The 26902-nt window shown below is 73.2% G+C and carries 24 protein-coding genes and 1 pseudogene; 22 read left to right on the forward strand and 3 right to left on the reverse strand.

The annotated features are described in order from the left end of the window. The first annotated feature begins 204 nt into the window (after positions 1 to 204). The 4 genes from ACTWP5_RS15955 to ftsY all read left to right on the forward strand — a co-directional run bounded on the left by ACTWP5_RS15955 (position 205) and on the right by ftsY (position 6173). Positions 205 to 519, forward strand: a complete 315-nt coding sequence (locus ACTWP5_RS15955) for an acylphosphatase (protein ID WP_443221609.1) — start codon at positions 205 to 207, stop codon at positions 517 to 519. Positions 520 to 855: 336 nt separating this feature from the next. Then, positions 856 to 1062: a hypothetical protein gene (locus ACTWP5_RS15960; protein WP_443221610.1), complete on the forward strand. Its 207-nt coding sequence runs from the start codon at positions 856 to 858 to the stop codon at positions 1060 to 1062. Positions 1063 to 1266: 204 nt separating this feature from the next. Beyond that, positions 1267 to 4839: a chromosome segregation protein SMC gene (smc, locus tag ACTWP5_RS15965; RefSeq protein WP_443221611.1), complete on the forward strand. Its 3573-nt coding sequence runs from the start codon at positions 1267 to 1269 to the stop codon at positions 4837 to 4839. A gap of 107 nt (positions 4840 to 4946) precedes the next feature. Beyond that, entirely contained in the window at positions 4947 to 6173 is a 1227-nt protein-coding gene (gene ftsY, locus ACTWP5_RS15970) for a signal recognition particle-docking protein FtsY (RefSeq protein WP_443221612.1), read from the forward strand. On the opposite strand, the gene ACTWP5_RS15975 is transcribed toward ftsY, so the two are convergent. Next, entirely contained in the window at positions 6163 to 6942 is a 780-nt protein-coding gene (locus tag ACTWP5_RS15975; protein WP_443221613.1) for a bifunctional DNA primase/polymerase, read from the reverse strand. The two genes, ftsY and ACTWP5_RS15975, sit on opposite strands and share 11 nt — an antisense overlap. A gap of 305 nt (positions 6943 to 7247) precedes the next feature. Between ACTWP5_RS15975 and nsdA the strand changes: the two genes are divergently transcribed. The 18 genes and pseudogenes from nsdA to ACTWP5_RS16065 all read left to right on the forward strand — a co-directional run. Next, positions 7248 to 8804: a transcriptional repressor NsdA gene (gene nsdA / locus ACTWP5_RS15980; RefSeq protein WP_443221614.1), complete on the forward strand. Its 1557-nt coding sequence runs from the start codon at positions 7248 to 7250 to the stop codon at positions 8802 to 8804. Between the two features lie 293 nt (positions 8805 to 9097). After that, on the forward strand, positions 9098 to 10330 hold the full coding sequence (locus tag ACTWP5_RS15985; protein WP_443221696.1) for an ammonium transporter: 1233 nt from the start codon (positions 9098 to 9100) through the stop codon (positions 10328 to 10330). Next, on the forward strand, positions 10327 to 10665 hold the full coding sequence (locus tag ACTWP5_RS15990; protein ID WP_443221615.1) for a P-II family nitrogen regulator: 339 nt from the start codon (positions 10327 to 10329) through the stop codon (positions 10663 to 10665). The genes ACTWP5_RS15985 and ACTWP5_RS15990 overlap by 4 nt, the downstream gene beginning before the upstream one ends. Positions 10666 to 10792: 127 nt before the next feature. Further along, positions 10793 to 13384: a [protein-PII] uridylyltransferase gene (locus ACTWP5_RS15995; protein ID WP_443221616.1), complete on the forward strand. Its 2592-nt coding sequence runs from the start codon at positions 10793 to 10795 to the stop codon at positions 13382 to 13384. A 148-nt stretch (positions 13385 to 13532) separates the two neighbouring features. Further along, entirely contained in the window at positions 13533 to 15065 is a 1533-nt protein-coding gene (gene ffh / locus ACTWP5_RS16000; RefSeq protein WP_443221617.1) for a signal recognition particle protein, read from the forward strand. Positions 15066 to 15213: 148 nt separating this feature from the next. Beyond that, the gene (gene proS / locus ACTWP5_RS16005) at positions 15214 to 16629 is read left to right on the forward strand and encodes a proline--tRNA ligase (RefSeq protein ID WP_443221618.1); all 1416 of its coding nucleotides are present in this window, start codon (positions 15214 to 15216) and stop codon (positions 16627 to 16629) included. 195 nt (positions 16630 to 16824) lie between these two features. Further along, positions 16825 to 17433, forward strand: coding sequence for a hypothetical protein (locus ACTWP5_RS16010; RefSeq protein WP_443221619.1), 609 nt, complete (start codon positions 16825 to 16827; stop codon positions 17431 to 17433). A 222-nt stretch (positions 17434 to 17655) separates the two neighbouring features. Then, positions 17656 to 18108: a 30S ribosomal protein S16 gene (gene rpsP, locus ACTWP5_RS16015; protein ID WP_443221620.1), complete on the forward strand. Its 453-nt coding sequence runs from the start codon at positions 17656 to 17658 to the stop codon at positions 18106 to 18108. Positions 18109 to 18111: 3 nt separating this feature from the next. Then, positions 18112 to 18351 (forward strand): RNA-binding protein, encoded by a 240-nt coding sequence (locus ACTWP5_RS16020; protein WP_443221621.1) that lies wholly within the window; start codon positions 18112 to 18114, stop codon positions 18349 to 18351. Between the two features lie 111 nt (positions 18352 to 18462). Then, entirely contained in the window at positions 18463 to 18981 is a 519-nt protein-coding gene (gene rimM, locus ACTWP5_RS16025; RefSeq protein WP_443221622.1) for a ribosome maturation factor RimM, read from the forward strand. Positions 18982 to 18989: 8 nt separating this feature from the next. After that, complete coding sequence (trmD, locus tag ACTWP5_RS16030) at positions 18990 to 19817, forward strand: tRNA (guanosine(37)-N1)-methyltransferase TrmD (RefSeq protein WP_443221623.1); 828 nt, start codon at positions 18990 to 18992, stop codon at positions 19815 to 19817. 130 nt (positions 19818 to 19947) lie between these two features. Further along, on the forward strand, positions 19948 to 20295 hold the full coding sequence (gene rplS / locus ACTWP5_RS16035) for a 50S ribosomal protein L19 (RefSeq protein ID WP_443221624.1): 348 nt from the start codon (positions 19948 to 19950) through the stop codon (positions 20293 to 20295). 211 nt (positions 20296 to 20506) lie between these two features. Continuing rightward, on the forward strand, positions 20507 to 21310 hold the full coding sequence (gene lepB, locus ACTWP5_RS16040; RefSeq protein WP_443221697.1) for a signal peptidase I: 804 nt from the start codon (positions 20507 to 20509) through the stop codon (positions 21308 to 21310). 5 nt (positions 21311 to 21315) lie between these two features. Then, positions 21316 to 22578 (forward strand): signal peptidase I, encoded by a 1263-nt coding sequence (lepB, locus tag ACTWP5_RS16045; RefSeq protein WP_443221625.1) that lies wholly within the window; start codon positions 21316 to 21318, stop codon positions 22576 to 22578. Between the two features lie 82 nt (positions 22579 to 22660). Further along, positions 22661 to 23386: a signal peptidase I gene (gene lepB / locus ACTWP5_RS16050; RefSeq protein ID WP_443221698.1), complete on the forward strand. Its 726-nt coding sequence runs from the start codon at positions 22661 to 22663 to the stop codon at positions 23384 to 23386. A gap of 130 nt (positions 23387 to 23516) precedes the next feature. Further along, entirely contained in the window at positions 23517 to 24269 is a 753-nt protein-coding gene (lepB, locus tag ACTWP5_RS16055) for a signal peptidase I (RefSeq protein ID WP_443221626.1), read from the forward strand. Positions 24270 to 24309: 40 nt separating this feature from the next. Further along, on the forward strand, positions 24310 to 24645 hold the full coding sequence (locus ACTWP5_RS16060; RefSeq protein WP_443221627.1) for a DUF2469 domain-containing protein: 336 nt from the start codon (positions 24310 to 24312) through the stop codon (positions 24643 to 24645). A 148-nt stretch (positions 24646 to 24793) separates the two neighbouring features. Continuing rightward, a pseudogene (locus ACTWP5_RS16065) lies at positions 24794 to 25192 on the forward strand (peptidoglycan DD-metalloendopeptidase family protein); the annotation flags it as partial. A gap of 84 nt (positions 25193 to 25276) precedes the next feature. Here the strand turns inward: ACTWP5_RS16065 and ACTWP5_RS16070 are convergent. After that, positions 25277 to 25879, reverse strand: coding sequence for a TetR/AcrR family transcriptional regulator (locus ACTWP5_RS16070; protein WP_443221699.1), 603 nt, complete (start codon positions 25877 to 25879; stop codon positions 25277 to 25279). A gap of 70 nt (positions 25880 to 25949) precedes the next feature. Next, complete coding sequence (gene whiG, locus ACTWP5_RS16075; RefSeq protein ID WP_443221628.1) at positions 25950 to 26792, reverse strand: RNA polymerase sigma factor WhiG; 843 nt, start codon at positions 26790 to 26792, stop codon at positions 25950 to 25952. Positions 26793 to 26902 lie beyond the last annotated feature (110 nt).

A 26902-nucleotide genomic window follows, 5' to 3' on the forward strand; every position in this document is an offset into this window, starting at 1 on the left:
CTGCCGTTGGCGACCGGCTGCGCGTGTGGCCCGGAACGGCGATGGCGACCCATCGGCGACACCGTCCTTCACTCGACACGAACTTCAACAAGAAAGTGATCACAATCTTCACCCGATTGGGTGAAGTTCTGTCGCGTGACTGTACGGCATGAGCAGAGCCGAGGGATCCCTCGACAGGGAAATGGCTTGGATAGCGTGCGTCACATGAACGCTCCGACGTCACACTCCGCCGACGCCCCACAGCAGTCCGTCCGCCTCACCGCCTGGGTGCGGGGGCACGTCCAGGGCGTGGGCTTCCGCTGGTACACGCGTGCCAGGGCGCTGGCCATCGGCGAGTTGCGCGGCTTCGCCCGCAACCACCGTGACGGCCGGGTCGAGGTCGTCGCCGAGGGGCCGCGCGAGCGCTGCGATCGGCTGTTGGAGTGGCTTCGGACGGGCGACACGCCCGGCATGGTCGAAGGCGTCACCGAGATTTGGGACACACCGCGCGGCGGCTACGGGGACTTCTCCATCCGCTGAAAGCCACCGCCGTCGCCCCGTCAGAAAGTGCCGGAAACTGCTTGCCATCCCCGTTCCGACGTGCGAGGCTGCGCCCATCACCCCCAAGCGGTGTAGACCGCTTGGGCCCTCACCACCGACGCGGCGACATCCCGCCGGAGCACGCCGCGCCGACGCCCCCCGAGCGATACGCGGTGTGATCGTGTTGACCGTCCCACCTTTTGGTGAGACGCTGAAAGTCCCGCGCATCTCGGCTGTGTGGCCCCGGAATCACCGCGCCGAGTAGACGTCGCGGGAGTTATCCCTCACGACCCACCACGGCTTCGGTCGGTCACTCAGTGTGGAGGACCATCCATCATGGCAAAGGCGCTTCTCGGTCACGTCGGCGGCTCCGACCCCCGAGTCCTCGCCGAGATGCGACGGCTTCAGCAGCGCGTCCAGGATCTGGAGACCCAGCTCCTCCGGGTTCAGGCGGAGAACGACGCGCTTGCCGCCGCCGCTCGACACAGGGATCCGGTGCTCGACGGCATCGACGTGTCCAAGGCGGAGCCCGCGCTCACCTGACCTCAACGGCGAGGCAGGGTACGGGAATCACGCTTGCGGATCATGCGAGGGACGCTTCGGCGTCCCTCCGTCATGTGTGTGACGTCCTGGTGTGGCTCTGGTACGGCTCTGGTGTGACTCTGCTCGGCTTACTGTCTGATGTGCCCTGCATCATCAACGCCGAAACGACGAACCACCGAAGAACGCCGGGTAAAGTCCGACGGCGTGCACCTCAAGAGCCTGACCCTGAGAGGCTTCAAGTCCTTCGCCTCCGCCACCACGCTGCGGTTCGAGCCCGGTATCACCTGCGTGGTGGGCCCGAACGGGTCCGGCAAGTCGAACGTCGTGGACGCGCTCTCCTGGGTGATGGGCGAACAGGGCGCCAAGTCGCTGCGCGGCGGCAAGATGGAGGACGTCATCTTCGCCGGGACCGCCGGCCCCTCGGGGCGCCCGCCGCTCGGCCGCGCCGAGGTCTCCCTCACCATCGACAACTCCGACCACGCGCTCCCCATCGACTACTCCGAGGTCACCATCACGCGGACCATGTTCCGCAACGGGGGCAGTGAGTACCAGATCAACGGCGACACCTGCCGCCTCCTCGACGTCCAGGACCTGCTCTCCGACTCCGGCATCGGCCGCGAGATGCACGTCATCGTCGGACAGGGACAGCTCGACTCGGTGCTCCACGCCGACCCCACCGGCCGTCGCGCCTTCATCGAGGAGGCCGCCGGCGTCCTCAAGCACCGCAAGCGCAAGGAGAAGGCGCTCCGCAAGCTCGACGCCATGCAGGCCAACCTCGCCCGCGTCCAGGACCTCACCGACGAGCTGCGCCGCCAGCTGAAGCCCCTGGGCCGCCAGGCCGCCGTCGCCCGCCGCGCCGCCGTCATCCAGGCCGACCTGCGCGACGCCCGTCTCCGCCTGCTGGCCGACGACCTGGTCGCCCAGCGCGAGGCGCTGCGTTCGGAACTCGCCGACGAGACCGCCCTCAGGGAGCGCAAGCAGGCCGCCGAGGCCCATCTCGCCGAGGCCCTGGCCCGGGAGGCGCGGCTGGAGGAGGAGGTCCGCGCCCTCGCGCCCCGGCTGACCCACGCCCAGCAGACCTGGTACCAGCTCTCGCAGCTGACCGAGCGCGTCCGGGGCACCGTGAGCCTGGCCGACGCCCGGGTCACCAGCGCCTTGACCGAGGAGCCGGAGGAACGCCGCGGCCGTGACCCGGAGGACCTAGAGCGCGAGGCGGGCCGGATCCGTGAGCAGGAGGCGGAGCTGACCGCCGCTCACGAGGCCGCCGACCGCGCGCTGGAGGACACCGTCGACCACCGCGCCGAGCTCGAACGCCGGCTCGCCGAGGAGGAACGTCGGCTGAAGGACGCCGCCCGCGCCCTGGCCGACCGCCGCGAGGGCCTGGCCCGGCTCAACGGCCAGGCCAACGCCGCCCGCAGCCGCGCCGCCTCGGCGCAGGAGGAGATCGCGCGGCTCACCGAGGCCCGCGACCAGGCGTGGGAGCGGGCCGAGGCCGCGCGGCGCGAGCACGACGCGCGCGCCGGCGAGGTGGGCGACCTGGACGCCGACGACACCGCGCTCGCCGAGGAGCTGCGGGTCGCGAAGGAGGAGCTCACCGAGGCAGAGGAGGCCGCCCGCGCGGCCCGCGACGCGCTGAACCGCACGGAGCGGGAACGCGCCGCGACGGCCGCCCGCCACGACGCCCTCGCCCTCCAACTGCGCCGCAAGGACGGCAGCGGGACGCTGCTCGGCTCCCGCGACCAGCTGACCGGCCTCATCGGACCCGCCGCGGAACTGCTCAGCGTCACCCCCGGCTTCGAGGTGCCCGTGGCCGCCGCGCTCGGCGCGGCCGCCGACGCCGTCGCCGTGGACGGTCCCGGCACCGCCGCCGAGGCCCTGCGCCTGCTGCGCAAGCACGACGCGGGCCGCGCGACCCTTCTCCTCGCCGGCCCACCCGACGCCGCCGACCCCCCCGAGCCGGCGCCGTCCGTCGGGCCGCCCCGCGCCGCCGACCTCGTCAGCGGCCCTGCCGGCCTGCTGTCCGCCGTGCGGCGCCTGCTGCGCGACGTCGTCGTGGCCGACACCCTCCAGGACGCCGAGGACGTCCTCGCCGCCCACCCGGACCTGACGGTCGTCACCGCCGAGGGCGACGTGCTCGCCCGCCACCTCGCCCACGGCGGCTCCGCCGGCGCGCCGAGCCAGCTGGAGGTCCACGCCCAGGTCGCGGAGGCCGCCGCCGAGCTGCGGGAGCTGACCGCCCGCTGCACCGAGCTGGCCGAGGCCCAGGCCGAGGCCCGCGAACGCCGCCGGGCGTGCGCGGCCCGCGCCGAGGAGCTCGCCGGGCGGCGCACCACGGCCGAACGCGCCCGGTCTCGGGCGGCCCAGGAGCTGGGCCGCCTCGCGGGCGCCGCCCGCGCCGCCGAGGGCGAGGCGGAACGGGCCGCCGCCGCCGTGACCCGCGCCGAGGGGGAGCTGGCCGGCGCGGTGGAGCGCGCCGAGGAGCTCGCCGAGCGCCTGGCCGTCGCCGAGGAGGCCGCCGAGGCCGAGGAGGAGGCGGACACGAGCGTCCGCGACCGGCTCGCGGCCGACGGCGCCAACGCCCGGCAGACGGAGATGGAGGCACGTCTCCAGGTCCGCACCCTGGAGGAACGCCTGAAGGGCCTGGCCGGGCGCGCCGACTCCCTCGACCGCGCCGCCGCCGCTGAGCGCGAGGCCCGTGCCCGCACCGCCCGCCGCCGCGCCCGCCGGCGCCACGAGGCCGAGGTGGCGGGCGCGGTCGCCGCCGGCGCCCGCCAGCTGCTCACCCACGTCGAGGCGTCCCTGGAGCGGGCCCACGCCGAGCGGGCGGCCGCCGAGGCCGCCAAGGCGGAACGGGAACGGGCGCTCGACGTCGAGCGGAACCAGGCGCGGGAGCTCAAGACCGAGTTGGACAAGCTCACCGACTCCGTGCACCGGGGCGAGGTGCTCGGCGCGGAGAAGCGGCTGCGCATCGAGCAGCTGGAGGAGCGCGCCCTCACGGAGCTCGGTGTCGAGCCCGAGGTGCTCGTGCGCGAGTACGGCCCCGACCAGCCCGTGCCGCCCTCACCGCCCGCCGAGGGCGAGCAGCTGCCGGAGGACCCCGACCACCCGCGGAACCAGCCGCGGCCCTTCGACCGCGACGAGCAGGTCAAACGGCTCAGGGCGGCCGAGCGGGCCTACAAGCAGCTCGGCAAGGTGAACCCGCTGGCGCTGGAGGAGTTCGCGGCGCTGGAGGAGCGCCACAGGTTCCTGAGTGAGCAGCTGGAGGACCTGAAGAAGACCCGAGCCGACCTGCTCCAGGTGGTGAAGGAGGTCGACGAGCGCGTCGAGCAGGTCTTCAGCGCGGCCTACGAGGACACCGCCCGCGAGTTCGAGGGCGTCTTCTCGCGTCTCTTCCCCGGCGGCGAGGGCCGCCTGGTGCTCACGGACCCCGCCAACATGCTGACCACCGGCGTGGAGGTCGAGGCCCGGCCGCCCGGCAAGAAGGTCAAGCGCCTCTCGTTGCTCTCCGGCGGCGAGCGCTCGTTGACGGCGGTCGCCCTGCTGGTGTCGATCTTCAAGGCCCGCCCCAGCCCGTTCTACGTGATGGACGAGGTCGAGGCAGCCCTGGACGACACCAACCTCCAGCGCCTGATCCGGATCATGGAGGAGCTCAAGGACAGCTCCCAGCTCATCGTGATCACGCACCAGAAGCGCACGATGGAGGTGGCCGACGCGCTCTACGGCGTCTCGATGCAGGGCGACGGCGTCTCGAAGGTCATCAGCCAGCGGCTCGCCTGACGGGCCCGGTCGCGCTGTGGACGGCCTCGTGCGTGGCCACCCACGGGCCCGGCGGTACGTTAGGACGCGTTGCCCCCACCCGTCCGTGACGCAGAGCTAGGACCCCGATGGACATCGTCATCATCGCCGCAGTGATCGCCGTGGTCGTCCTCGCGGTGGCCGGCGGCCTGTTGGTCAGCCGCCGCGGCCGACAGGCGCCCCCGCCTCCCTCGGACACCGCCAGGACCGCGCCGCCCGCGGCCACCGCGCGGGGTGAGGCCGACGAGGACACGACGACCGTCGCCGAGGAGGAGCGGCGGGGGATCGAGGACGTCTCGCTGCCCGCCTCGGCGGAGGCGCGGGCGGAGGCCGAGGCGGAGACGGCCGCCCCGCCCCCGGCGCCCCCGGTCGAGGTCCCCGAGCCGGCGGCGGGCCGCCTCGTGCGGCTGCGGGCGCGCCTGTCCCGTTCGCAGAACACCCTCGGCAAGGGCCTGCTCGCGCTCCTGTCCCGGGAGCGCCTGGACGACGACACGTGGGAGGAGATCGAGGACACCCTGCTCACCGCCGACGTCGGCGTCGCGCCCACCCAGGAGCTGGTCGGCAGGCTGCGGGAGCGGGTGCGGGTGCTCGGCACGCGCACGCCGGAGGAGCTGCGGGCCCTGCTGCGCGAGGAGCTGCTGACGCTGGTCGGCACCGACCTCGACCGGAGCCTGCACACCGAGGGCGGTGTCTCCGAGGAGGGCGAGGAGCTTCCCGCCGTCATGCTCGTCGTCGGCGTCAACGGCACGGGCAAGACCACGACCACCGGCAAGCTCGCCCGCGTGCTGGTCGCCGACGGCCGCTCCGTGGTGCTCGGCGCGGCCGACACCTTCCGCGCCGCCGCCGCCGACCAGCTCCAGACCTGGGGCGAGAGGGTGGGCGCGCGCACGGTCCGCGGCCCGGAGGGCGGGGACCCGGCGTCCGTGGCGTTCGAGGCGGTCCGCGAGGGCATCGCCGAGGGCGCCGACGTCGTGCTCGTGGACACCGCGGGTCGGCTGCACACCAAGACCGGTCTGATGGACGAGCTCGGCAAGGTGAAGCGGGTCGTGGAGAAGCACGGGCCGGTCAGCGAGGTGCTGCTCGTGCTCGACGCCACCACGGGGCAGAACGGCCTGGTGCAGGCGCGGGTCTTCGCCGAGGCCGTCGACATCACCGGCATCGCGTTGACCAAGCTCGACGGCACCGCCAAGGGCGGCATCGTGGTGGCCGTGCAGCGCGAGCTGAGCGTCCCGGTGAAGCTCGTCGGTCTCGGTGAGGGGGCCGACGACCTGGCGCCGTTCGAGCCCGAGGCCTTCGTCGACGCCCTTATCGCCTGACCCCCGGGGGCGTCGCCTCCGGCCCGGGGCACGGCGGCGGACGGAGCGCGGCCCGGCGGCAGACGTACGCCAGCGTGCCGAGCAGCAGGCGGGCGTGGGGCGGGGAGGCGGCCGTGTCGGCCGTCTTTGGGGTGGGCGGGCGCAGCCACCGCACCGGCCCATGGCCGCCGTGGTCGGAGGGCGGCGCCGTGATGTGGCCGCCCGGTCCGACCGCGCGCAGGTCGAGCGCCGCGCCGTCCCAGCCCGTGCGGTAGAGCAGCTCGGGCAGGGCGGCCGCGGCGCCGGGAGCGACGAGGAACCAGGCGCGGCCGTGCGGTGCCACCGCGACCGGCCCGAGGGGGAGCCCCATCCGCTCCATGCGCTGCACCGCGCACCGCGCGGCGGCGGAGGGCACCTCGATGACGTCGAACCGGGTGCCCGTGGGCAGCAGCACGGTGACCCCCGGGGTGCGGGCGGCGGCGTCGGACCAGGCGTCCATCGCCTCGGTCAGCGGCGTGCCGGCGGGGATGAGGGCAAAGGACGCGAGCGGGTGCGCTCCGGGGGCGGGACAGCGCTCGCGGCCGCACGAGCAGCCGGGCGCCGCCCGCCCGGGTGACCGGCGGACACCGGCTCCGAGGACGACGTCCCACCCCCACAGACCGGTGTACTCTGCGACGGCCGTGCCGACGACCTGCGGGCGGCGGCCGGGGCGTCGGGGCCGTTCGGTCCGGCGGGCCGTCAGCCGCCGTTCGCGCGGCCCGCCGCGCGGTCCACCGATCGTGAAGCCCATGCACTCTCCAACGTTTCCCGGCCGCGCCGGGTTACGGCGGCTCGCAGGGGGAGTGCGCGGCAAAAGTGCGCGCCCCCGGTGTGCATCGTTTCACCCAGCGTTGACCATCCTGCGTACAAGTGAAGCGGCTGCGGCGGGCATGAGCTTCATTCGAAGGGGTGGCGAATGGTGGCGCTTGAGGCTTGCCATCAGCCGCATCGGTGATCATAGGATTACTTTCAGTGCACTAGTCGATGTCGCGTCCCGTGTCGGGCACCCCCGTACCGGTCCCGCGGCGTCAGATCGATGGGGGCCTCACAGTGGGCGTGGGCGGCAACGGGACCGCGGGCATCGCGGCCAAGCAGCCGAACGAGCGGCTGACCTCGTGGTTCCAGCGCAGCGGCTGGTCGAAGGGTGAGCTGGCCCGGCAGGTCAACCGCAGGGCCCGGCAGCTCGGCGCGCACCACATCAGCACCGACACCTCCCGGGTGCGGCGCTGGCTGGACGGCGAGCAGCCCCGCGAGCCGATACCACGCATCCTCTCCGAGCTCTTCTCCGAACGCTTCGGCTGCGTCGTCAGCGTCGAGGACCTCGGCCTGCGCACCGCCCGTCAGTCGGCCGCCGTCTCCGGGATCGACCTGCCCTGGGCGGGCGAGCAGACCGTCGCGCTGATCAACGAGTTCTCCCGCAGCGACCTGATGCTCGGTCGTCGCGGGTTCCTCGGCAGTTCCCTCTCGATGTCGGCCGGGCCGAGCCTCATCGAGCCCATGCAGCGCTGGCTCGTGCCCTCGCCGGGCGAGACGGGGCCGGCCGGGCTGTCCGAGGAGGCCGAGGACGCCTCCGTCGTCGAGCTGCCGGGCCAGGCCCGTGGCCTCGCCCGTGGGGCGACGCGGCTGTCGGTGCCCGAGCTGGAGATGCTGGAGCGCACCACCGTGGAGTTCCGCGCGTGGGACGCGCACGCCGGCGGCGGGCTGCGCCGCAAGGCGGTCGTCGGCCAGCTCCACGAGGTCACCGACCTGCTCCAGGAGACGCACCCGGAGCGGGTCAGGCGCCGGCTGTTCCGCATCACCGCAGAGCTGTCGGAGCTGGCCGGCTGGATGAGCTACGACATCGGCCTCCAGCCCACCGCCCAGAAGTACTTCGTGCTGGCGCTCCACGCGGCCAAGGAGGCGCGGGACCGCCCGCTCGGCGCGTTCGTCCTCTCCCAGATGAGCCGTCAGATGATCCACCTCGGCCGGGGCGAGGACGCGTTGGAGCTCATCCACCTGGCGCAGTACGGCAGCCGGTCGAGCGCCGGGGCCCGCACCCGGTCGATGCTGCACGCCATGGAGGCCCGCGCGTACGCCACGCTCGGGCAGCCGCCCAGGTGCCACCGCGCGGTGCGGATGGCGCAGGAGGCGTTCGCCGAGATCGAGGCGGACGAGGAGGAGCCGAGCTGGATCGCGTTCTTCACCGAGGCGGAGCTGAACGCCGAGAACGCCCACTCCTACCGCGACCTGGCCTACGTCGCCGGCCGCAGCCCGATGTACGTCTCCCGCGCCCGTCCCCTGATGGAGCGCGCGGTGCGGCTGTTCGCCGAGGAGTGCGCGAGTGACGACGGGACGGGCGGGAGCCACCTTCGGTCGTATGCACTGAACCTCATCGGCCTGGCCACCGTTCATCTGCTCGCCCGGGAGCCGGAGGCGGGTGCCGAACGGGCGATCGAGGCCGTGCCGCTGGCCTCACGCCTGCGCTCGGAGCGGGTGAGCAACCGGCTTCGGCGGACCTCGGCCGCCGCGAACCGCGAGTTCGGACAGGTGCCCCAGGTGAGGGAGCTGGCCGAGCTGCTGACGGAGGAGCTACCCCGGCGGCTGGGGGAGAGCCCCGTGAGCGAGGCGGTATGAGACGCCTCCGTCACGTGCCACCCCCGACCTCCGTCCCGACGCCCCCGGGTGCCTCGGACGGTGCGGCGACACGATAGCGGCACTTTGGTAAAGAACCGATAAACGTCATCCCGGTGTAACGCATGGCGACCCTTCGTCACCTTCACGAAACATGCGCGGCCATCGAAGGAAACGGCCCTCGGGGAGCCTGTGGCGAATCCTGACCCGCCCGCTCCCGCGAGAGCCTGCCCCGCACGGGTCGTAACACTAAGGAGACGTTCACCTTGGAAGCGGATATCGCCTTTGTAGTGATCATGGCCGCGATGGTCATGCTGATGACACCGGGACTCGCTTTTTTCTACGGCGGAATGGTCCGGGTCAAGAGCGCGCTCAACATGCTGATGATGTCCTTCATCGCCCTGGGCATCGTCTCCGTGCTCTGGGTGTTGTACGGCTTCAGCCTCGCCTTCAGCCCGACCGGGACCAGCCCGATCATCGGTGACCTGGAGTTCGTGGGCTTCCCCGAGGACCTCTACATGGTCGACGGGGAACTCGACGCGGCGTTGATCGCCTTCGCCCTCTTCCAGTTGATGTTCGCCGTTCTCACCCCGGCGCTGATGAGTGGCGCGCTCGCCGACCGCGTGAAGTTCAGCAGTTGGGCGGTGTTCATCACGCTGTGGGTCACCATCGTCTACTTCCCGGTCGCGCACTGGGTGTGGGCCGTTGACGAGGGCTGGCTGTTCAACCAGGGTGTGATCGACTTCGCGGGCGGCACCGCCGTCCACATCAACGCGGGAGCCGGCGCACTCGCCGCGGCGCTGGTGGTGGGCAGGCGGATCGGTTTCAAGCGGGAGCCGATGCGCCCGCACAACCTTCCGATGGTGCTGCTGGGCGCGGCCCTGCTGTGGTTCGGCTGGTTCGGCTTCAACGCGGGCTCGGCGCTGACCCCGAACGGCACCGCCGCCATGATGGGACTCAACACGCAGGTCGCCACGGCCGCGGCGGTCGTCGGCTGGCTGGCCTACGAGCGCATCCGCCACGGCGCCTACACCACCCTCGGCGCCGCCTCCGGCGCGGTCGCCGGCCTGGTCGCCATCACCCCCTCCGGCGCGAACGTCAGCCCGATGGGCGCCATCGTGATCGGCCTCGCCGCCGGTGCCATCTGCGCCTGGGCGGTCAGCCTCAAGTACAAGCTCAACTACGACGACTCCCTCGACGTCGTCGGCGTCCACCTCGTCGGCGGCCTCGTCGGCACCCTGCTCGTGGGCTTCCTCGCCACCGAGGGCGCCGGCTTCGAGCAGTTCGGCAAGCAGGCGCTCGGCGCGTTCGCCGTGATGGGCTACTCCTTCGTGGTCAGCTACGTCCTCGCCCTGCTGATCCAGCGCACGATCGGCTTCCGCGCCAAGGAGGAGGACGAGACCGGCGGTCTCGACCAGGTCTTCCACGCGGAGACCGGGTACGACTTCTCACAGGCCGGCAGCGGTAGCGTCGGCGGCAACGGCAGTGTCGCGGTCTCCACCGCGGACGCGAAGAAGGTGGACGCATGAAGCTCATCACCGCTGTCATCAAGCCGCACCGGCTGGACGAGGTCAAGGAGGCACTCCAGGCGTTCGGCGTGCACGGCATGACCGTCACCGAGGCCAGCGGGTACGGCCGCCAGCGCGGCCACACCGAGGTCTACCGCGGCGCGGAGTACACCGTCGACCTGGTGCCGAAGGTCCGTGTCGAGATCCTGGCCGAGGACTCCGACGCCGAGCCGATCATCGAGGCCGTGGTGAAGGCCGCGCGCACCGGAAAGATCGGTGACGGGAAGGTCTGGAGCCTGCCCGTGGAGACCGCCGTCCGCGTGCGCACGGGAGAGCGCGGCCCGGACGCCCTGTAGGGCTTCTTGTAGGGCCCCCTGTCGGGGCCTTGGCCCGGCACGGGCAGCCTGCCCGCCCCGTCCACGCCACGGGGCGGCGGGCCGGCAGGACACCAGGACGACACTCACCAGGAGTTGGGGACCGCGCATGACGGCGGAGACGAAGCCCACCGGCGAGCCCACCATCGGCGACGACGGCCCCAGCGGCAGCTACGCGGCGGCCCGGCTGCGCCTGCTGACCCCGCCCGACGGCGGGGCCCGGCAGGCGCTGACCGGGCCGCCGCGCCGCGCCGAGCTGGCCCGCCTCACCGACGGCTGGCTGGCGGGCCTCCTCGCCGAGGAGCCCCGCCCCACCCGCCTCGCCCTGGTCGCCGTCGGCGGCTACGGGCGCGGCGAGCTCTCACCGCGCAGCGACCTCGACGTCCTGCTGCTCCACGACGGCGGCGCCAGCGACGACGACATCGCCGCCGTCGCCAACCGGCTGTGGTACCCCGTCTGGGACCTCGGCATCTCCCTCGACCACTCCGTGCGCACCCTGAAGGAGGCGCACGACCAGGCCGCCGAGGACCTCAAGGTCCACCTCGGCCTGCTCGACGCCCGGCACGTCGCCGGCGACGCGACCCTCACCGCCGAGCTGCGCACCGCCCTCCTCGCCCAGTGGCGCGCGCAGGCCCCCGCCCGCCTGCCGCAGCTGCACGAGCTCGGCCGGGAACGCGCCCGCCGCCACGGCGAGCTGCCGTTCCTCCTCGAACCCGACCTCAAGGAGGCCCGCGGCGGCCTGCGCGACGCCACCGCGCTGCGCGCCGTCGCCGCCTCCTGGGTCGCCGACGCCCCCCGCCAGGGACTGGAGGCGGCGCGCAACGTCCTCCTCGACGTCCGCGACGCCCTCCACCTCACCACCGGCCGCGCCACCGACCGCCTCGCCCTGGAGGACCAGGACCAGGTCGCCGACGCCCTCGGCGTCCTCGACGCGGACGCCCTGCTCCGCTCCGTCTACGAGGCCGCCCGCACCATCTGCTACGCCTCCGACGTCACCTGGCGGGAGGTCGGCCGTGTGCTCCGCGCCCGCACCGCCCGCAGCCGGGTCCGCGGCCTCCTCGGCGGTCGCTCCCGCACCTCCCGGGCCGGAGCCCGGCGGCCCGCGGAGCCCGAGCGCACCCCCCTCGCCGAGGGCGTCGTCGAGCAGGAGGGCGAGGTCGTGCTCGCCCGCGCCGCCCGACCCGACCGCGACCCGGTGCTGCCGTTGCGCGCCGCCGCCGCGGCGGCCCAGGCGGGGCTTCCCCTCGCGCTCCCCGCCGTCCACGCCCTCGCCGCCGCCGACACCCCGCTGCCCGTGCCCTGGCCGTCGGAGGCCCGCGAGCAGTTCCTCACCCTGCTCGGCGCCGGGCCCGACACCGTCCCGGTGTGGGAGGCGCTGGAGGCCGCCGGCCTCATCACCCGGCTGCTGCCCGACTGGGAGCGCGTCCGCTGCCGCCCCCAGCGCAACCCGGTCCACCGCTGGACCGTGGACCGGCACCTGGTGGAGACCACCGTGCGCGCCGCCGCCCTGACCCGCCGCGTCGGCCGCCCCGACCTGCTGCTCGTCGCCGCCCTGCTCCACGACATCGGCAAGGGCTGGCCCGGCGACCACAGCGTCGCCGGCGAGACGATCGCCCGCGACATGGCCCACCGCATCGGCTTCGGCCCGGCCGACACGGAGGTGCTCGCCACCCTGGTCCGCCACCACCTGCTGCTGGTCAACACGGCCACGCGCCGTGACCTCGACGACCCGGCCACGGTGGCGCACGTCGCCGAGACCGTCGGCACGGCCGGCACTCTCGAACTGCTCCACGCCCTCACCGAGGCCGACGCGCTCGCCACCGGCCCCGCGGCCTGGTCCTCCTGGCGCGCCTCGCTCGTCGAGGACCTCGCCAAGCGCGTCGCGGCCACCCTCGGCGAGGGGAACGGCGGCGCCGCGGCCGAGGCCGTGCCGCAGCCCACCGTCGTCGCCGAGCGGCTCGCCATGGAGGCCGTGCGCACGGGGGCGGCCGTGCTCGCCCTCCACAGCCGGCCGCAGGAGCCCGAGCGGGACCCCGCCCCCCGGACGGCGCGGGGCGGCGAGCGGGACACCAGGCGGGACGCCGCGCGGGGCCGGGCCCAGGACGGCGCTCCGGACGGTGAGCCGGAACCCGTCGGCGTGGAGCTCCTGGTCGCCCTGCCCGAACGTCCCGGGGTGCTGCCCGCCATGGCCGGCGTCCTCGCGCTCCACCGCCTCACGGTCCGCTCCGCCGAGCTGCGCAGCGTCGACCCGGCGGGGCAGGGCCCGGTGCTGCTGCTGGACTGGCGGGTCGCCGCCGAGTACGGCTCGCTGCCGGAGCCGGACCGGCTGCGGTCGGACCTGGTGCGCGCGCTCGACGGCTCGCTCGACATCGCCACCCGCCTCGCGGAGCGCGAGGCCGCCTACCGCCGCCCCCGCCGCCGCTCCTCCCGCGTGCCGCCGCCCCGCGTGACGATCGCGCCCCTCGGCTCCCAGCGCGCCACCGTCATCGAGGTGCGCGCGCAGGACGCCCCCGGCCTGCTGTACCGCATCGGCCACGCGTTGGAGGGCTCGGGAGCACGGGTGCGCAGCGCCCACGTCAGCACGTTGGGAGCCAACGCGGTGGACGCCTTCTACGTCACGCTGCCGGACGGCGGCCCGCTGCCGCCCGAGGAGGCCACCGCGCTCAGCCACGAGCTGGAGCGCGCGCTCGCCCCCGACTGAGCGGGCCGTCGGGCGCCCACCGTGGGCTGACCGTTCCGGCGGCGGCCGGATACGCTGGAGAACCTCTCCCGGTTCCGCGGACCCCCGGGGGAGCCCGTTACGCACCCAAGCCACCGCCGCGCCAGGGCCCAGGAGGACTGACGGCACCGTGTTCGACACTCTCTCGGATCGCCTTGCGACCACATTCCGTAACCTCAGGGGCAAGGGCCGTCTGAGCGAGGCCGACATCGACGCCACCGCGCGCGAGATCCGCGTCGCGCTGCTGGAGGCGGACGTCGCGTTGCCCGTGGTGCGCGCCTTCATCAACCAGGTCAAGGAGCGGGCCCGCGGCGCCGAGGTCTCCCGGGCCCTCAACCCCGCCCAGCAGGTCATCAAGATCGTCAACGAGGAGCTCGTCGGCATCCTCGGCGGCGAGACGCGGCGCCTGCGCCTGGCCAAGAACCCGCCGACCGTCATCATGCTCGCCGGCCTCCAGGGCGCCGGCAAGACGACGCTCGCCGGCAAGCTCGGCCGCTGGCTGGCAGGCCAGGGCCACACGCCGCTGCTCGTCGCCTGCGACCTGCAGCGGCCGAACGCGGTCGGCCAGCTGACCGTCGTCGCCGAACGCGCCGGCGTGGCGATCTTCGCCCCGGAGCCGGGCAACGGTGTGGGAGACCCCGTCAGGGTCGCCGAGGAGTCGGTCGCCTACGCCCGCGACAAGCAGTACGACGTCGTCATCGTCGACACCGCCGGCCGCCTCGGCATCGACGAGGAGATGATGCGGCAGGCCGCCGACATCCGGGACGCGGTCAGCCCCGACGAGGTGCTCTTCGTCGTGGACGCCATGATCGGCCAGGACGCCGTCACCACCGCCGAGGCGTTCCGCGACGGCGTGGGCTTCGACGGCGTGGTGCTCTCCAAGCTCGACGGCGACGCGCGCGGTGGCGCCGCGCTCTCCATCGCGCAGGTCACCGGCCGCCAGATCATGTTCGCCTCCAACGGCGAGAAGCTCGACGACTTCGACGCCTTCCACCCCGACCGGATGGCCTCGCGCATCCTCGGCATGGGGGACATGCTCAGCCTCATCGAGAAGGCGGAGCGGACCTTCGACCAGGAGGAGGCCGAGAAGCTCGCCAGCAAGCTGGCGAAGGGACCCAAGGAGTTCACCCTCGAGGACTTCCTGGCGCAGATGGAGCAGGTCCGCAAGATGGGCTCCATCTCCAAGCTGCTCGGCATGATGCCCGGCATGGGCCAGATGCGCGACCAGATCAACAACCTCGACGACCGCGACGTCGACCGCACCGCCGCGATCATCAAGTCCATGACCCCCGGCGAGCGCGCCGACCCCAAGATCATCAATGGCTCGCGCCGCGCCCGGATCGCCCGTGGCTCGGGCGTGGACGTCTCGGCCGTGAAGAACCTCGTGGAGCGCTTCTTCGAGGCCCGCAAGATGATGTCCAAGATGGCCAGGGGCGGCGGCATGCCGGGGATGCCTGGCATGCCGGGGATGCCCGGCGCGGGCGCCGCGGCCAAGCGCAAGGGGAAGCAGAAGAAGGGCAAGGGCGCCCGCCGCTCGGGCAACCCCATGAAGCGGCAGGCGGAGGAGCGCGCGGCGGCCACGCGTGGCGACGAGGACGCCCCGTTCGACGCCGAGAACTTCGAGCTGCCCAAGGAGTTCAGGGACATGCTGCCGCCCCGCTGAGCGCTGATCCGCCCTTCCCGGTGGGCAGGGGCCGCTCGGTGCCCGCCGGGGTGACGGGACAGCCTTCGGGGCCTGTCCATGGCCGGGGATGGCCGCGTGGCCGCGGTCGATTCACGCTTCGGCCCCGCCGACCCGTACCATGCCCCGCATGGCTAAGGCTCCCGTACTCACCCCCCAGGCGGAGGACTTCCCCCGCTGGTACCAGGACGTGATCAACAAGGCCGAACTGGCCGACAACGGGCCGGTCCGCGGCACCATGGTCATCCGACCGTACGGGTACGCGCTGTGGGAGCGGATGCAGCAGGAGATGGACGCCCGCATCAAGGCGGCGGGCGCCCGCAACGCCTACTTCCCGCTGCTCATCCCGCAGGCGCACATGGCCAAGGAGGCGGAGCACGTCGAGGGCTTCGCCCCCGAGTTGGCGGTCGTCACCCACGGCGGCGGCAAGCAGCTGGAGGAGCCGGCCGTCATCCGGCCCACCTCCGAGATGATCATCAACGAGTTCTTCGCCAAGTGGGTGCAGAGCTACCGGGACCTGCCCCTGCTGGTCAACCAGTGGGCCAACGTCGTCCGCTGGGAGATGCGCACCCGCGCCTTCCTGCGCACCTCGGAGTTCCTCTGGCAGGAGGGCCACACCGCGCACGCCACCTTCGAGGAGGCGCGCGACTACGCCGCCCTGATCCACCGTGAGGTCTACGGCGACTTCATGACGAACGTCCTCGCGATGGACGTGGTCCCGGGCCGCAAGACCGCCGCCGAGCGCTTCGCCGGCGCCATCAACACCCTCACGCTGGAGGGCATGATGCGCGACCGCAAGGCGCTCCAGATGGGCACCAGCCACGAGCTCGGCCAGAACTTCGCCCGCGCCTTCGACACCAGCTACCTGGCGAAGGACGGCAGCCGCGAACTGGTCTGGCAGACCTCCTGGGGCAGTTCCACCCGCATGGTCGGCGGGCTCATCATGACCCACGGCGACGACAACGGACTGCGTGTCCCGCCGCGGCTCGCGCCCGTGCAGGCCGTGGTGCTCGCCGTCAAGGACGACCCCGCGGTCCTGGAGGCCGTGCGGCGGGTGGCGGCCGAACTGGCCGACGCCGGGGTGCGGACCGAGGTCGACGACCGCGCCGACGTCCCGTTCGGGCGGCGCGCCGTGGACTGGGAGCTCAAGGGCGTGCCCGCGCGCGTCGAGATCGGTCCGCGTGACCTGGCCGGCGGCTCCGGCATGCTGGCGCGCCGCATCCCGGGTGGCAAGGAGCCGGTCTCCCTCGACACGCTGCCGAAGGTGCTGCCCGGGCTGCTGGAGGAGGACCAGGCGCTGCTGCTGGCCCAGTCGCGCCAGCTGCGCGAGGAGAACACCACCGACGTGCGGACCGTGGAGGAGGCCGCCGAGGTCGCCTCGGGCGGCGCGTGGGCCCGCGTTCCCTGGGCGGTCCTCGGGCCCGAGGGCGAGGCGCGCCTGGCCGCCGACGCGGTCTCGGTGCGCTGCCTGGTCGCCGAGGACGGTTCGGTGCCCGCCTCCGACGACGCCCCGGGTACCCTCGCCCTCGTCGGGCGCGCCTACTGACCGCCTCGGCACCGCATCCGTCCGAGTCCCACCCCGACCACGCCGCGACCTCCCCCGGCCCGCCGCACCGTCACGACCAGCGCTTTCGTGGCCACGCCTTTCCCGGCGTTCGTCAGCAAACTGACTGGTAGGTGCAAATTCGCGGACTTGACCCGGAATCGGAACACCCGGGGGAAGTCGCTCGTTAGGTACGACGTGAGCACGACACCACCAGTTCTCGCCGCCGAGCTGGCACTCGCCTGGGCCGACATTCAACGGCACCACCCCGAGCTGCCGGATCTGGCCGCGCCGGAATCCTTGATCGGGGAGTCCTCCTCCGCCTGCGGCGCGGAGCTCTCCTTCGAGCGACTGCTGCACGAGGCAGTGCACGGCATCGCCGCCGCCCGTGGGGTGCGGGACACCTCCCGCGCCGGGCGATACCACAACCGCCGTTTCCTCGCGATCGCCGAGGAGCTCGGCCTGGACCACACCGACGACCCGCATCCCAGCAGCGGTTTCTCGCTCGTCACCATGAACGCCGAGACCCGCCGCCGTTACCGCGCCACCGCCGAGCGCCTCCAGCGCGCGGTCCGCGCACACGTGGCGGCGACCGCGACCGACACCAAGCGGAGCTTCCGCGGCCCCGCCGCGCGCCATGGATCCTCGGGGGGTGGTGTGCGCGTGAAGGCCGTCTGCGACTGCGGGCGGAACGTCCGCGTCGTCCCCTCCGTTCTCGCGCAGGCGCCGATCCTGTGTGGCGCGTGCAAGAAGCCCTTCCGCATCGCCGAGCCGGGCGTCGCGGTGGCCATGAGCGCCCCCTCCTGACACGGCAGGGGTGATGTCCGGGGCGACGGGGGGTGGTATCCGCGGCGCCCCGGACCGCGGTCGGTGGCCGTCACGCCGTGTGGCAGAATGGACCGCTGAACTCGCCGGTCGCACAGGACCCTCTCTCCTCCGGCCAGCGCGTCCGTCGGGCCCCCGGCGCGCCGCCCTCCCCACGCGGCAGCCCGCGGCCCACCCAAGCCAAGACCAGGAGACACCACAGCAGTGGCAGTCAAGATCAAGCTGAAGCGACTGGGCAAGATCCGCTCGCCGCACTACCGCATCGTCGTCGCGGACGCCCGGACCCGCCGGGACGGCCGCGCCATCGAGGAGATCGGCCTGTACCACCCGGTGCAGAACCCCTCCCGCATCGAGGTCGACTCCGACCGCGTGCAGTACTGGCTCGGCGTCGGCGCGCAGCCGACCGAGGCCGTCCGCGCCATCCTCAGGGTCACCGGCGACTGGCAGAAGTTCAAGGGTCTGCCCGCGCCGCCGCCCATGAAGGTCGCGGAGCCCGCGCCCGACCGCCGTGCCCTGTTCGAGGCCGCGGCCAAGGAGTCCGGTGGCGAGCCGAAGGGTGAGGCCATCACCCCCAAGGCCAAGAAGACCAGCAAGTCCGAGAAGACCGAGAAGTCCGCCGAGAAGTCGGGCGACAAGGCCGAGTCGGCCGAGGGCTAAGGGATGCTGGAAGAGGCCCTCGAACACCTGGTCAAGGGCATCGTCGATCACCCCGATGACGTCCAGGTCGCCTCGCGCACCCTCCGCCGCGGCCGTGTGCTGGAGGTCCGGGTCCACCCCGACGACCTCGGCAAGGTCATCGGCCGCAACGGCCGCACCGCCCGCTCCCTGCGCACGGTCGTGGGAGCGCTCGGCGGCAGGGGCGTGCGCGTCGACCTGGTCGACGTGGACGAGATCCGCTGAGATCCGCAGAGGTTCGCACCGCCTCGCCACGGACACCGTCCGTGGCGAGGCACGGCGCTGCGCCGCGGCGCCCTGGCAGGCAGCACTGAAGGACGGAACGGAACGAGCACCGTGCACGTTGTCGTCGCCCGCATCGGCCGCGCCCACGGCATCAGGGGCGAGGTCGCCGTCGAGGTGCGCACCGACGAGCCCGAGCTGCGGCTCGCGCCGGGAGCCGTTCTCGCCACCGAGCCCCCGGAGCGGGGCCCGTTGACCGTCGAGAGCGGCCGGGTGCACAGCGGCCGGCTGCTGCTGCGCATCGCGGGTGTCGGCGACCGTTCCGCCGCCGAGGCGCTGCGCGACACCCTCCTCCTCGCGGAGGTGGACCCGAGCGCGACGCCCGAGGACCCCGAGGAGTTCTACGACCACCAGCTGGTGGGCCTGCGCGTGGTGACCACGGACGGGGCCGAGGTCGGCGAGGTCAGCGAGGTGGCTCATCCCCCCGGCCACGACCTGCTGGTCGTCGCCCGGCCCGACGGGAGCGAGGCGCTCGTGCCGTTCGTGGCCGAGATCGTTCCCGAGGTGGATCTCGGCGCGGGGCGAATCGTCGTGGCACCGCCCCCCGGCCTGCTCGACGAGAGCGGTGCGTGAGGATCCCCGTGAGGATCGACGTCATCACCATCTTTCCCGAGTACCTGGAGCCGCTCGGCGTCTCGCTCGTCGGCAAGGCGCGCGCCCGCGGCCAACTCGACGTCCGCGTCCACGACCTGCGGAGCTGGACCCACGACCGGCACCACACCGTGGACGACACCCCCTACGGCGGCGGTCCCGGCATGGTGATGAAGCCGGAGCCGTGGGGCGAGGCGCTCGACGCGGTGCTGGCCGACGCCCCCGCCGACGGCAGCGCCCCCGACGCCCCCGTGCTGGTGGTCCCCACCCCCAGCGGGGAGCCGTTCACCCAGCCCGTGGCCGAGGAGCTCTCCGCCCGCCCGTGGCTGGTCTTCACGCCCGCCCGGTACGAGGGCATCGACCGTCGCGTCGTCGAGGAGTACGGCGCGCGGTACGAGCTGCGTGAGCTGTCGGTCGGCGACTACGTGCTGGCGGGCGGCGAGGCGCCGGTGCTGGTGATGGTCGAGGCTGTCGCCCGGCTGCTCCCCGGCGTCCTCGGCAACGCCGCCTCCCACCGCGACGACTCCTTCGCCCCCGGGGCCATGGCCAGCCTGCTGGAGGGGCCCGTCTACACCAAGCCGCCGAGCTGGCGCGGCCGGGGGGTCCCCGAGGTGCTGGTCAGCGGCCACCACGGCAGGATCGCCCGCTGGCGCCGCGACCAGGCGCTGCGCCGTACCAGCCGCGTCCGGCCCGAGCTGATCGCCGGCTGCGACCCCGCGCTGCTCGACGCGGCCGACCGCGCGACCCTGCTGGAGCTCGGCTGGCGCGAGCTTCCCGACGGCCGATTTGGGCGCCACTCGAACGGCGTGGAAGAATAGGCGGTCGGCTCACCGCGGCGCGCCGCCCTGCCACAGGGGGAGCGAGACCGCCGACCGGGGCCACCCCTGTCAGATCCACCCACACCGTTCCGCTGATGGCCTGTGGCATCAGCGAAGAGAGCAGCAGGTCATGAACCTCCTCGACAGCGTCGACTCCGCCTCCCTGCGCCAGGACGTCCCGGCCTTCCGCCCCGGTGACACCGTCAACGTCCACGTGCGCGTCATCGAGGGCAACCGCTCCCGCGTGCAGCAGTTCAAGGGCGTCGTCATCCGCCGCCAGGGCGGGGGCGTGCGGGAGACCTTCACCGTCCGCAAGGTCAGCTTCGGTGTCGGCGTGGAGCGCACCTTCCCGGTGCACACCCCGGTCGTGGAGAAGATCGAGGTCGTCACCCGCGGCGCCGTCCGCCGCGCCAAGCTCTACTACCTGCGCAACCTGCGGGGCAAGGCCGCCAAGATCAAGGAGCGTCGCGAGAGCTGAGGGCCGGCGTCACGCGGCCGGTTACCATCACGGCGTGACCTCATCCGAGAGCCCGGTCGCATCCGGAGACTCGGCCGACGTGCCGCCCGAGGCGTCCTCCGACACCGCGTCCGAGGCGCCTCCTGAGGCGCTCTCCGAGACACCCGAGCAGGCCGCGCGTCCGTCTCCCGACGTTGACGCCGACGCCGGTGCCGCGTCCGGGTCGAGGTCCGTGTCGGAGCGCGACGCGGCGGCCGACGGGGAGCCCGCCCTCGCGTCCGCGTCCGACGGCGCCCAGGGCGGGCGGGCCGGGGCGCGTGCCCCGGCCGACGCCCCGGAGGCGGAACGCGACCGCTCCGCCGGGCCGGACGAGGACCCCGGCGGCGTGGACCGCTCCCGGTGGTGGAGGCGTTCGGTGCGCAGGGGACTGGCCGGCCTGGCGGTCGCCGTCGTCATCGCCACGTTGGTCACCTCGTACGTGATGCAGCCCTTCGTCATCCCCAGCGGGTCGATGGAGGGCACCCTCCAGATCGGGGACCGGGTGCTGGTCAACAAGCTGGCCTACCGCTTCGGCGGCGAGGTGCGTCGTGGCGACGTCATCGTCTTCGACGGCGGCGGCGTGTTCGGCGGGGAGTCCTCCGACCCCGGGCCGCTGGGCGGCCTGCTGCGCGCGGCGGGCGCCGCGGTCGGTCTGGCCCAGTCCTCCGAGACGGACTACGTCAAGCGCGTGATCGGCGTCGGTGGAGACCGTGTGCGCTGCTGCGACAGCCAGGGCCGGATCGAGGTCAACGGGGAACCCCTGGACGAGCCGTACGTTTATCCAGGGGACAGACCTTCGAACGTCAGGTTTGACATCCAGGTGCCGGAGGGACGGTTGTGGGTGATGGGTGACCACCGTTCCGACTCCGCCGACTCCCGGGAGTACCTCGGCTCCCCGGGAGGCGGCACCGTTCCCGAGGACCAGGTCATCGGCCGGGTCGAGTGGATCGGCTGGCCGCCCAGCCGCTGGGCCGGCCTCGGTTCGGGTCGAGGGTAGCCGTCGTGGGAAAACGAGGACGCCCGCGCCACGAGCGCGGAGCCGACGAGCCGCGCCCCGCCGGCCACGGCCACACCTCCCGGCACGCCGCGCCCAGGGATCACCAGCAGCCGGAGTCGGACGAGCCGAGGACCACGCTGCGCGGCCCTGGTGAGGGGCGGGCCGCCCGCCGCCGGGCCGCCAAGCGGATCAAGCGTCGCCGCCGGCTGCGCGCCACCCGCGAGATCCCGATCCTCATAGGTGTGGCGCTGCTGATCGCCCTGGTGTTGAAGACGTTTCTGGTCCAGGCGTTCGTCATCCCGTCCGGATCGATGGAGGAAACGATTCGGATCGACGACCGGGTGCTGGTCGACAAGCTGACGCCGTGGTTCGGGTGGGAGCCCGAGCGCGGCGACGTCGTCGTCTTCAACGACCCCGGCGGCTGGCTCCTGCAGGACACGGGCGCCGCCGCCACCGAGGACGACGACCCGATCGGGATCAAGCAGGTCAAGGGATTCCTCACGTGGATCGGCCTGCTGCCGAGCGAGGACGACGACCTCATCAAGCGCGTGATCGGGGTCGGTGGCGACACGGTGGCCTGTTGCGACGCGCAGGGCAGGGTCACGGTCAACGGCGCGCCGGTGGACGAGCCGTACCTCTTCCCCGGCAACCCTCCCTCACAGATCGAGTTCGAGGTGAAGGTCCCCGAGAACCGCATCTTCGTGATGGGCGACCACCGGTCGAACTCGGCCGACTCCCGGTTCCACCTTGACGACCGGTGGCACGGCACGGTGCCGGAGAACCTGGTCGTGGGACGGGCGGTGGTCATCGCCTGGCCCTTCGGGCACTGGCAGCGTCTGGGCGGCGAGGAGGCCTTCGCGGCCGTTCCGGACCCCGGCGCCGGCTCCGTCAACGCCGGGAGGGACAATCGCGAGGAATTTTCGCGGCTCCCGACTCCTGCGGAACTCCCGCTCGTTATGGGAATGGTGAGCCTGTTGCGGATATCCGACAGGCCAGGACGGAGCGTGAGGAGTAGGTGTGGGGGATGTAGCGGTCGGTCCGCGGTCCAGCGCGGAGGAGCCGGAGGACCGTCCGGTGCCGCCGGGGCCCGAGGCATCCGACGAGAAGTCCCCTGGCACCGGCGACCGTGGCGGTCCCGGGGCCGGCGCCTCGGGCGAGGGTCGCGCGAGCCCTGTCGATGCGAGCGGGCCGAAGGGCCCGTCCGGACAGGACGGGTCGTCCGGCGCGGAGGGCGCCTCCGAGGGCGGTGCGTCCGGCGGGAGCGGTGACGGCGCGGAGGGCGCGGCAGGTGAGGGCGACGGAAAGCCCCGCAAGGAGGCCAAGCAGCGGTCCTTCTGGAAGGAGCTGCCGATCCTCGTCGGTATCGCCATCGTCCTGGCGCTGGTCATCAAGACGTTCCTGGTGCAGGCCTTCTCCATCCCCTCGGAGTCCATGCGGGACACCCTCCAGAAGGGAGACCGCGTTCTCGTCGACAAGCTGACGCCCTGGTTCGGCTCCGAGCCCGGGCGCGGCGACGTCGTCGTCTTCAACGACCCGGGCGGCTGGCTCGGGGACACGCCGTCGAGCGGCGGGATCGGTGCCGCCGTGCAGGACGTGCTGAGCTTCGTCGGGCTGATGCCGTCGTCGGAGGAGCAGGACCTGATCAAGCGAGTGATCGCGGTGGGCGGCGACACCGTGGAGTGCAAGGACGGCGGGCCGGTGGTGGTCAACGGTGAGCCGCTCGACGAGAGCGCGTACCTCAGCCCCGGCAGCACGCCCTGCGGTGACCGGCCCTTCGGGCCCATCACCGTGCCCGAGGACCGGCTGTGGGTGATGGGTGACAACCGCCAGGACTCCCTCGACTCCCGGTACCACCAGGATCTGGAGGGCCAGGGCACCGTGCCCGAGAGCAAGGTCGTCGGTCGGGCCGTCGTGGTGGCCTGGCCGGTGTCGCGGTGGTCCACCCTGCCGAGCCCGGACACCTTCGACGTCGTGGCCGGCTCCGCCCTCGCGCCGCCGGCGGTGGGTCTGGCCGGCGCGGTTCCGCTGGTCCTGTGGCGGCGGCGTCGCCGGCTTGGCGGCTCGCCCTCCGCCTGACCCGTTCTCCTGGTCGACGAATGTGGGGCTGGCCGGCCGGGGAGGAGGGAGGGGTAGGGTCACCTCCTGACCACAGCGGACGTCCGCGAGGGTAGGCACCGGGTAGCAGCAGGGGGCAGGTGAGCGTGGCGTGAGTGACGCGTCGAGCCGTGACGCCGGGACGCGCGGGGGACGGGTGCTGGCCGGGGTGGCGATCGCCCTCGGCCTGGTGCTCTTCCTCGGGGGTTTCGTCGCGGGGGCCCTCCTCTACCAGCCGTACGCCGTGCCGACGGACTCCATGGCGCCCTCGGTCTCCGCGGGGGACCGGGTGCTGGCCGAGCGGATCGACGGGGACGAGGTCCGCCGCGGCGATGTCGTGGTCTTCACCGACGAGGTGTGGGGCGACGCGCCGATGATCAAGCGGGTCGTCGGCGTCGGCGGCGACCGTGTCGCCTGCTGCACGGCGGACGGCCTGCTCACGGTGAACGACGAACCCATCCAGGAGCCCTACCTCGATGAGGACTCCCGCCGCGAGCCCCAGGCCTTCTCGGCCTCGGTGCCCGACGGGGAGCTCTTCCTCATCGGCGACCACCGGCACGACTCGCTCGACTCGCGGTCGATGCTGACGGACTCCCATCCCGGCACGGTGCCGCGCGAGGCGGTCTCGGCCCGTGTCGACGCGACGGTGTGGCCGATCGGCCGCGTCGGACTGCTTCCCAGCGCGGACGGCTTCGCCGGGCAGCCGGGCGGCGTCTCCGAGCGTGGCCCGCTCGTGCTGCTGCTCCTCGCCGTCGGGTCGGGCGTGCTGCTGATCGTCGCGGGCGCGCTCCACGGGCCGCTCGTCCGCCGCAGGGCCTCCCGGAGGGCGTCGCGGCGTGTCAACGTCGTCGGTGACGCACAATGAGGGAACGCACGGGGGACGCACGGCTGAAGGGGATCACGCCATGAGTGCCGAGGACCTCGAGAAGTACGAGACCGAGATGGAGCTGAAGCTCTACCGGGAGTACCGCGACGTGGTCGGGCTGTTCACCTACGTGATCGAGACGGAGCGTCGCTTCTACCTCACCAACGACTACGAGATGCAGGTCCACTCGGTGCAGGGAGAGGTGTTCTTCGAGGTCACCATGGCGGATGCCTGGGTGTGGGACATGTATCGGCCGGCACGCTTCGTCAAGCGCGTGCGCGTGCTGACGTTCAAGGACGTGAACGTCGAGGAACTCAACCGCAGTGAGCTCGATCTCCCCGAGGACTCCGGCTTCGGGGGCGGGCGCGGCGGCTGAACGATTCGCCAGAGCGCGCTCCGTGCGCGAGCCGCCTGGTCCGGCGTCTTCACCCTTACGAGGGAGCGCCGTATCCACAGGCCCGCCGCCATCCACAGATGTCGAACACGGTCCGCCACGGAGGGTGATCGACGAGCAGGCTGGCGGCATGACGATCCTCTCCACGCTTTCCACTGCCCTGTCCGCGTTCCTCCTCGCGCTGCCCGCCAGCGCCGACGGCCGGGAGCGGGCCTGGCCGGTGCCGGCCGCGGACGGCGGTCCCCGGCCCCTGGTGGCCCGGCTGTGGGAGCCGCCCGCCACCCCCTGGGGGCCAGGCCACCGCGGGGTCGACCTGGCGACGGCGGCCCGCGCGCCCGTGCGAGCGGTGGCCGACGGCCGGATCGCCTTCGCCGGCCCGGTCGCCGGGCGGGGGGTGGTCGTCGTGGAGCTCGACGGCACCGGCGGGCCCCCGCTGCGTGTCACCTACGAGCCGGTGCGACCGGCCGTGACCGAGGGACAGCGGGTGAGGGCGGGCGAGGTGGTCGGAAAGCTCGCCGACGGGCCGTTCCACTGTCCCGGTCCCTGCCTGCACTGGGGTCTGCTGCGGGGCGAGCACTACCGCGACCCGCTCTCCCTCCTGCCACCCCGGCTGCTACGCGCCGGACCCTCCCGACTGCTGCCCGTCACCGGGGTCCCGCTCCCCGACGCCGTCGAGCACCAGCCGGACGGCGGCCGCCACCACGTCCTCGGGGTCCCGGCCGGGGCTCCGAGCGTCGACGCAGCGGACGGCGGCGTCCACGACGCCCTGCACGAGCAGCGCCGTCACCCGTGGCTCGCGGTGTCCGAGGTCGCGCAGCACGCCGACCACCATCTCCAGCAGCCCCTCGTGCGCCGCGCGGATCTTCTCCCTGGCCGCCGCGCTCAGCTCCCCCGCGGAGATCGCCACCACGGCCCGATGCCGTTGGTCGGCCGCGAGCGCCAGCTGTCGGCGCACGTACGCCTCGATCTGGTCGCGCGGCGAGGCCGCGTCCGCCATCGCCGCCTCGACCTCCGCCGCCCAGAGCGGAAAGTCGGCGGCACACAGCTCCTCGACCACGGCGGCGCGGGAGGAGAAGTACGCGTAGACGGAGGAGCGGGCCATGCCCGCGCGTCGCGCCATGGCCGGGAAGGTCAGGGCCGTCACGCCCCCCTCGGTCAGGAGGGACCGCGCGGCGCCCAGCAGCGCGGCGCGCTGCATCCTGCGGTGCTCGGCCACGGAGGCCGCCTGGATCCTGGGCACGCACTCACGATAGGCCCTGGCCGAGGTGGTCCGGGGCCGGCGGGGGTCAGCCGCCGCTGACGTCGGCGAGCTTGGCCCGCAGCTGCAACACCGACTTGGTGTGGATCTGGCTCACCCGGCTCTCGGTGACGCCGAGGACCTCGCCGATCTCCGCGAGCGTGAGCCCCTCGTAGTAGTAGAGGGTCACGACGGTCTTCTCGCGCTCCGGCAGCGTGTTGACGGCGCGTGCCAGCAGGCGGCGCAGCTCCCGGTCCTCGGCCACCTCCACCGGGTTGTCGGCGGCCGTGTCCTCCAGGGTGTCCATCAGGCTCAGCCGGTCGCCGCCCTCGCCGCCGGCGTGCAGCAGCTCCTCGAGGGCCACCACGTTCGCCAGCGAGAGCTGGCTGATGACGCCCTGCAGCTCCTCCAGGCTGATGCCCATCTCCCGGGCGACCTCGGACTCGGAGGGCGTGCGCCGCAGCGACGCCTCCAGGGTGGCGTAGGCGCGCTCGATGGCGCGGGCCTTCTGCCGCACCGACCGGGGGAGCCAGTCCAGTGCCCGCAGCTCGTCGATCATCGCCCCCCGGATGCGGGTGATCGCGTACGTCTCGAACTTGATCGACCGGTCCGGGTCGAACTTCTCGATCGCGTCGATGAGCCCGAACACCCCCGAGGAGACGAAGTCGGCCTGCTCCACGTTGGGCGGCAGGCCCACGCTGACCCGGCCCGCCACGTACTTGACCAGCGGCGAGTAGTGAAGGATCAGCTGCTCGCGCAGCCGTTCGTCGCCGGTGGTCTTGTAGCAGCGCCACAGCTCCTCGAGGGAGGTGGGCGCGGGAGAGCCGGCGGCGCTCTCAGCCGCTGCCGGCCGTGGCGCCGCGTCCTGGGGCCCGGGGGAGTGCTGTGGCATGCGTCGTCGTGAGCCGTTCTGCCAGGGTGACGTGCTTCTCGTGCGGGTTCTGGTGTCAGAACCCTGTGAGCGTAGCGTGACTGGGATGTTGCATTGCGCACGTGGGCGAG

This window comes from Streptomyces sp. 4N509B, from assembly GCF_052245655.1.
Taxonomy (GTDB): Bacteria; Actinomycetota; Actinomycetes; order Streptomycetales; family Streptomycetaceae; genus Streptomyces.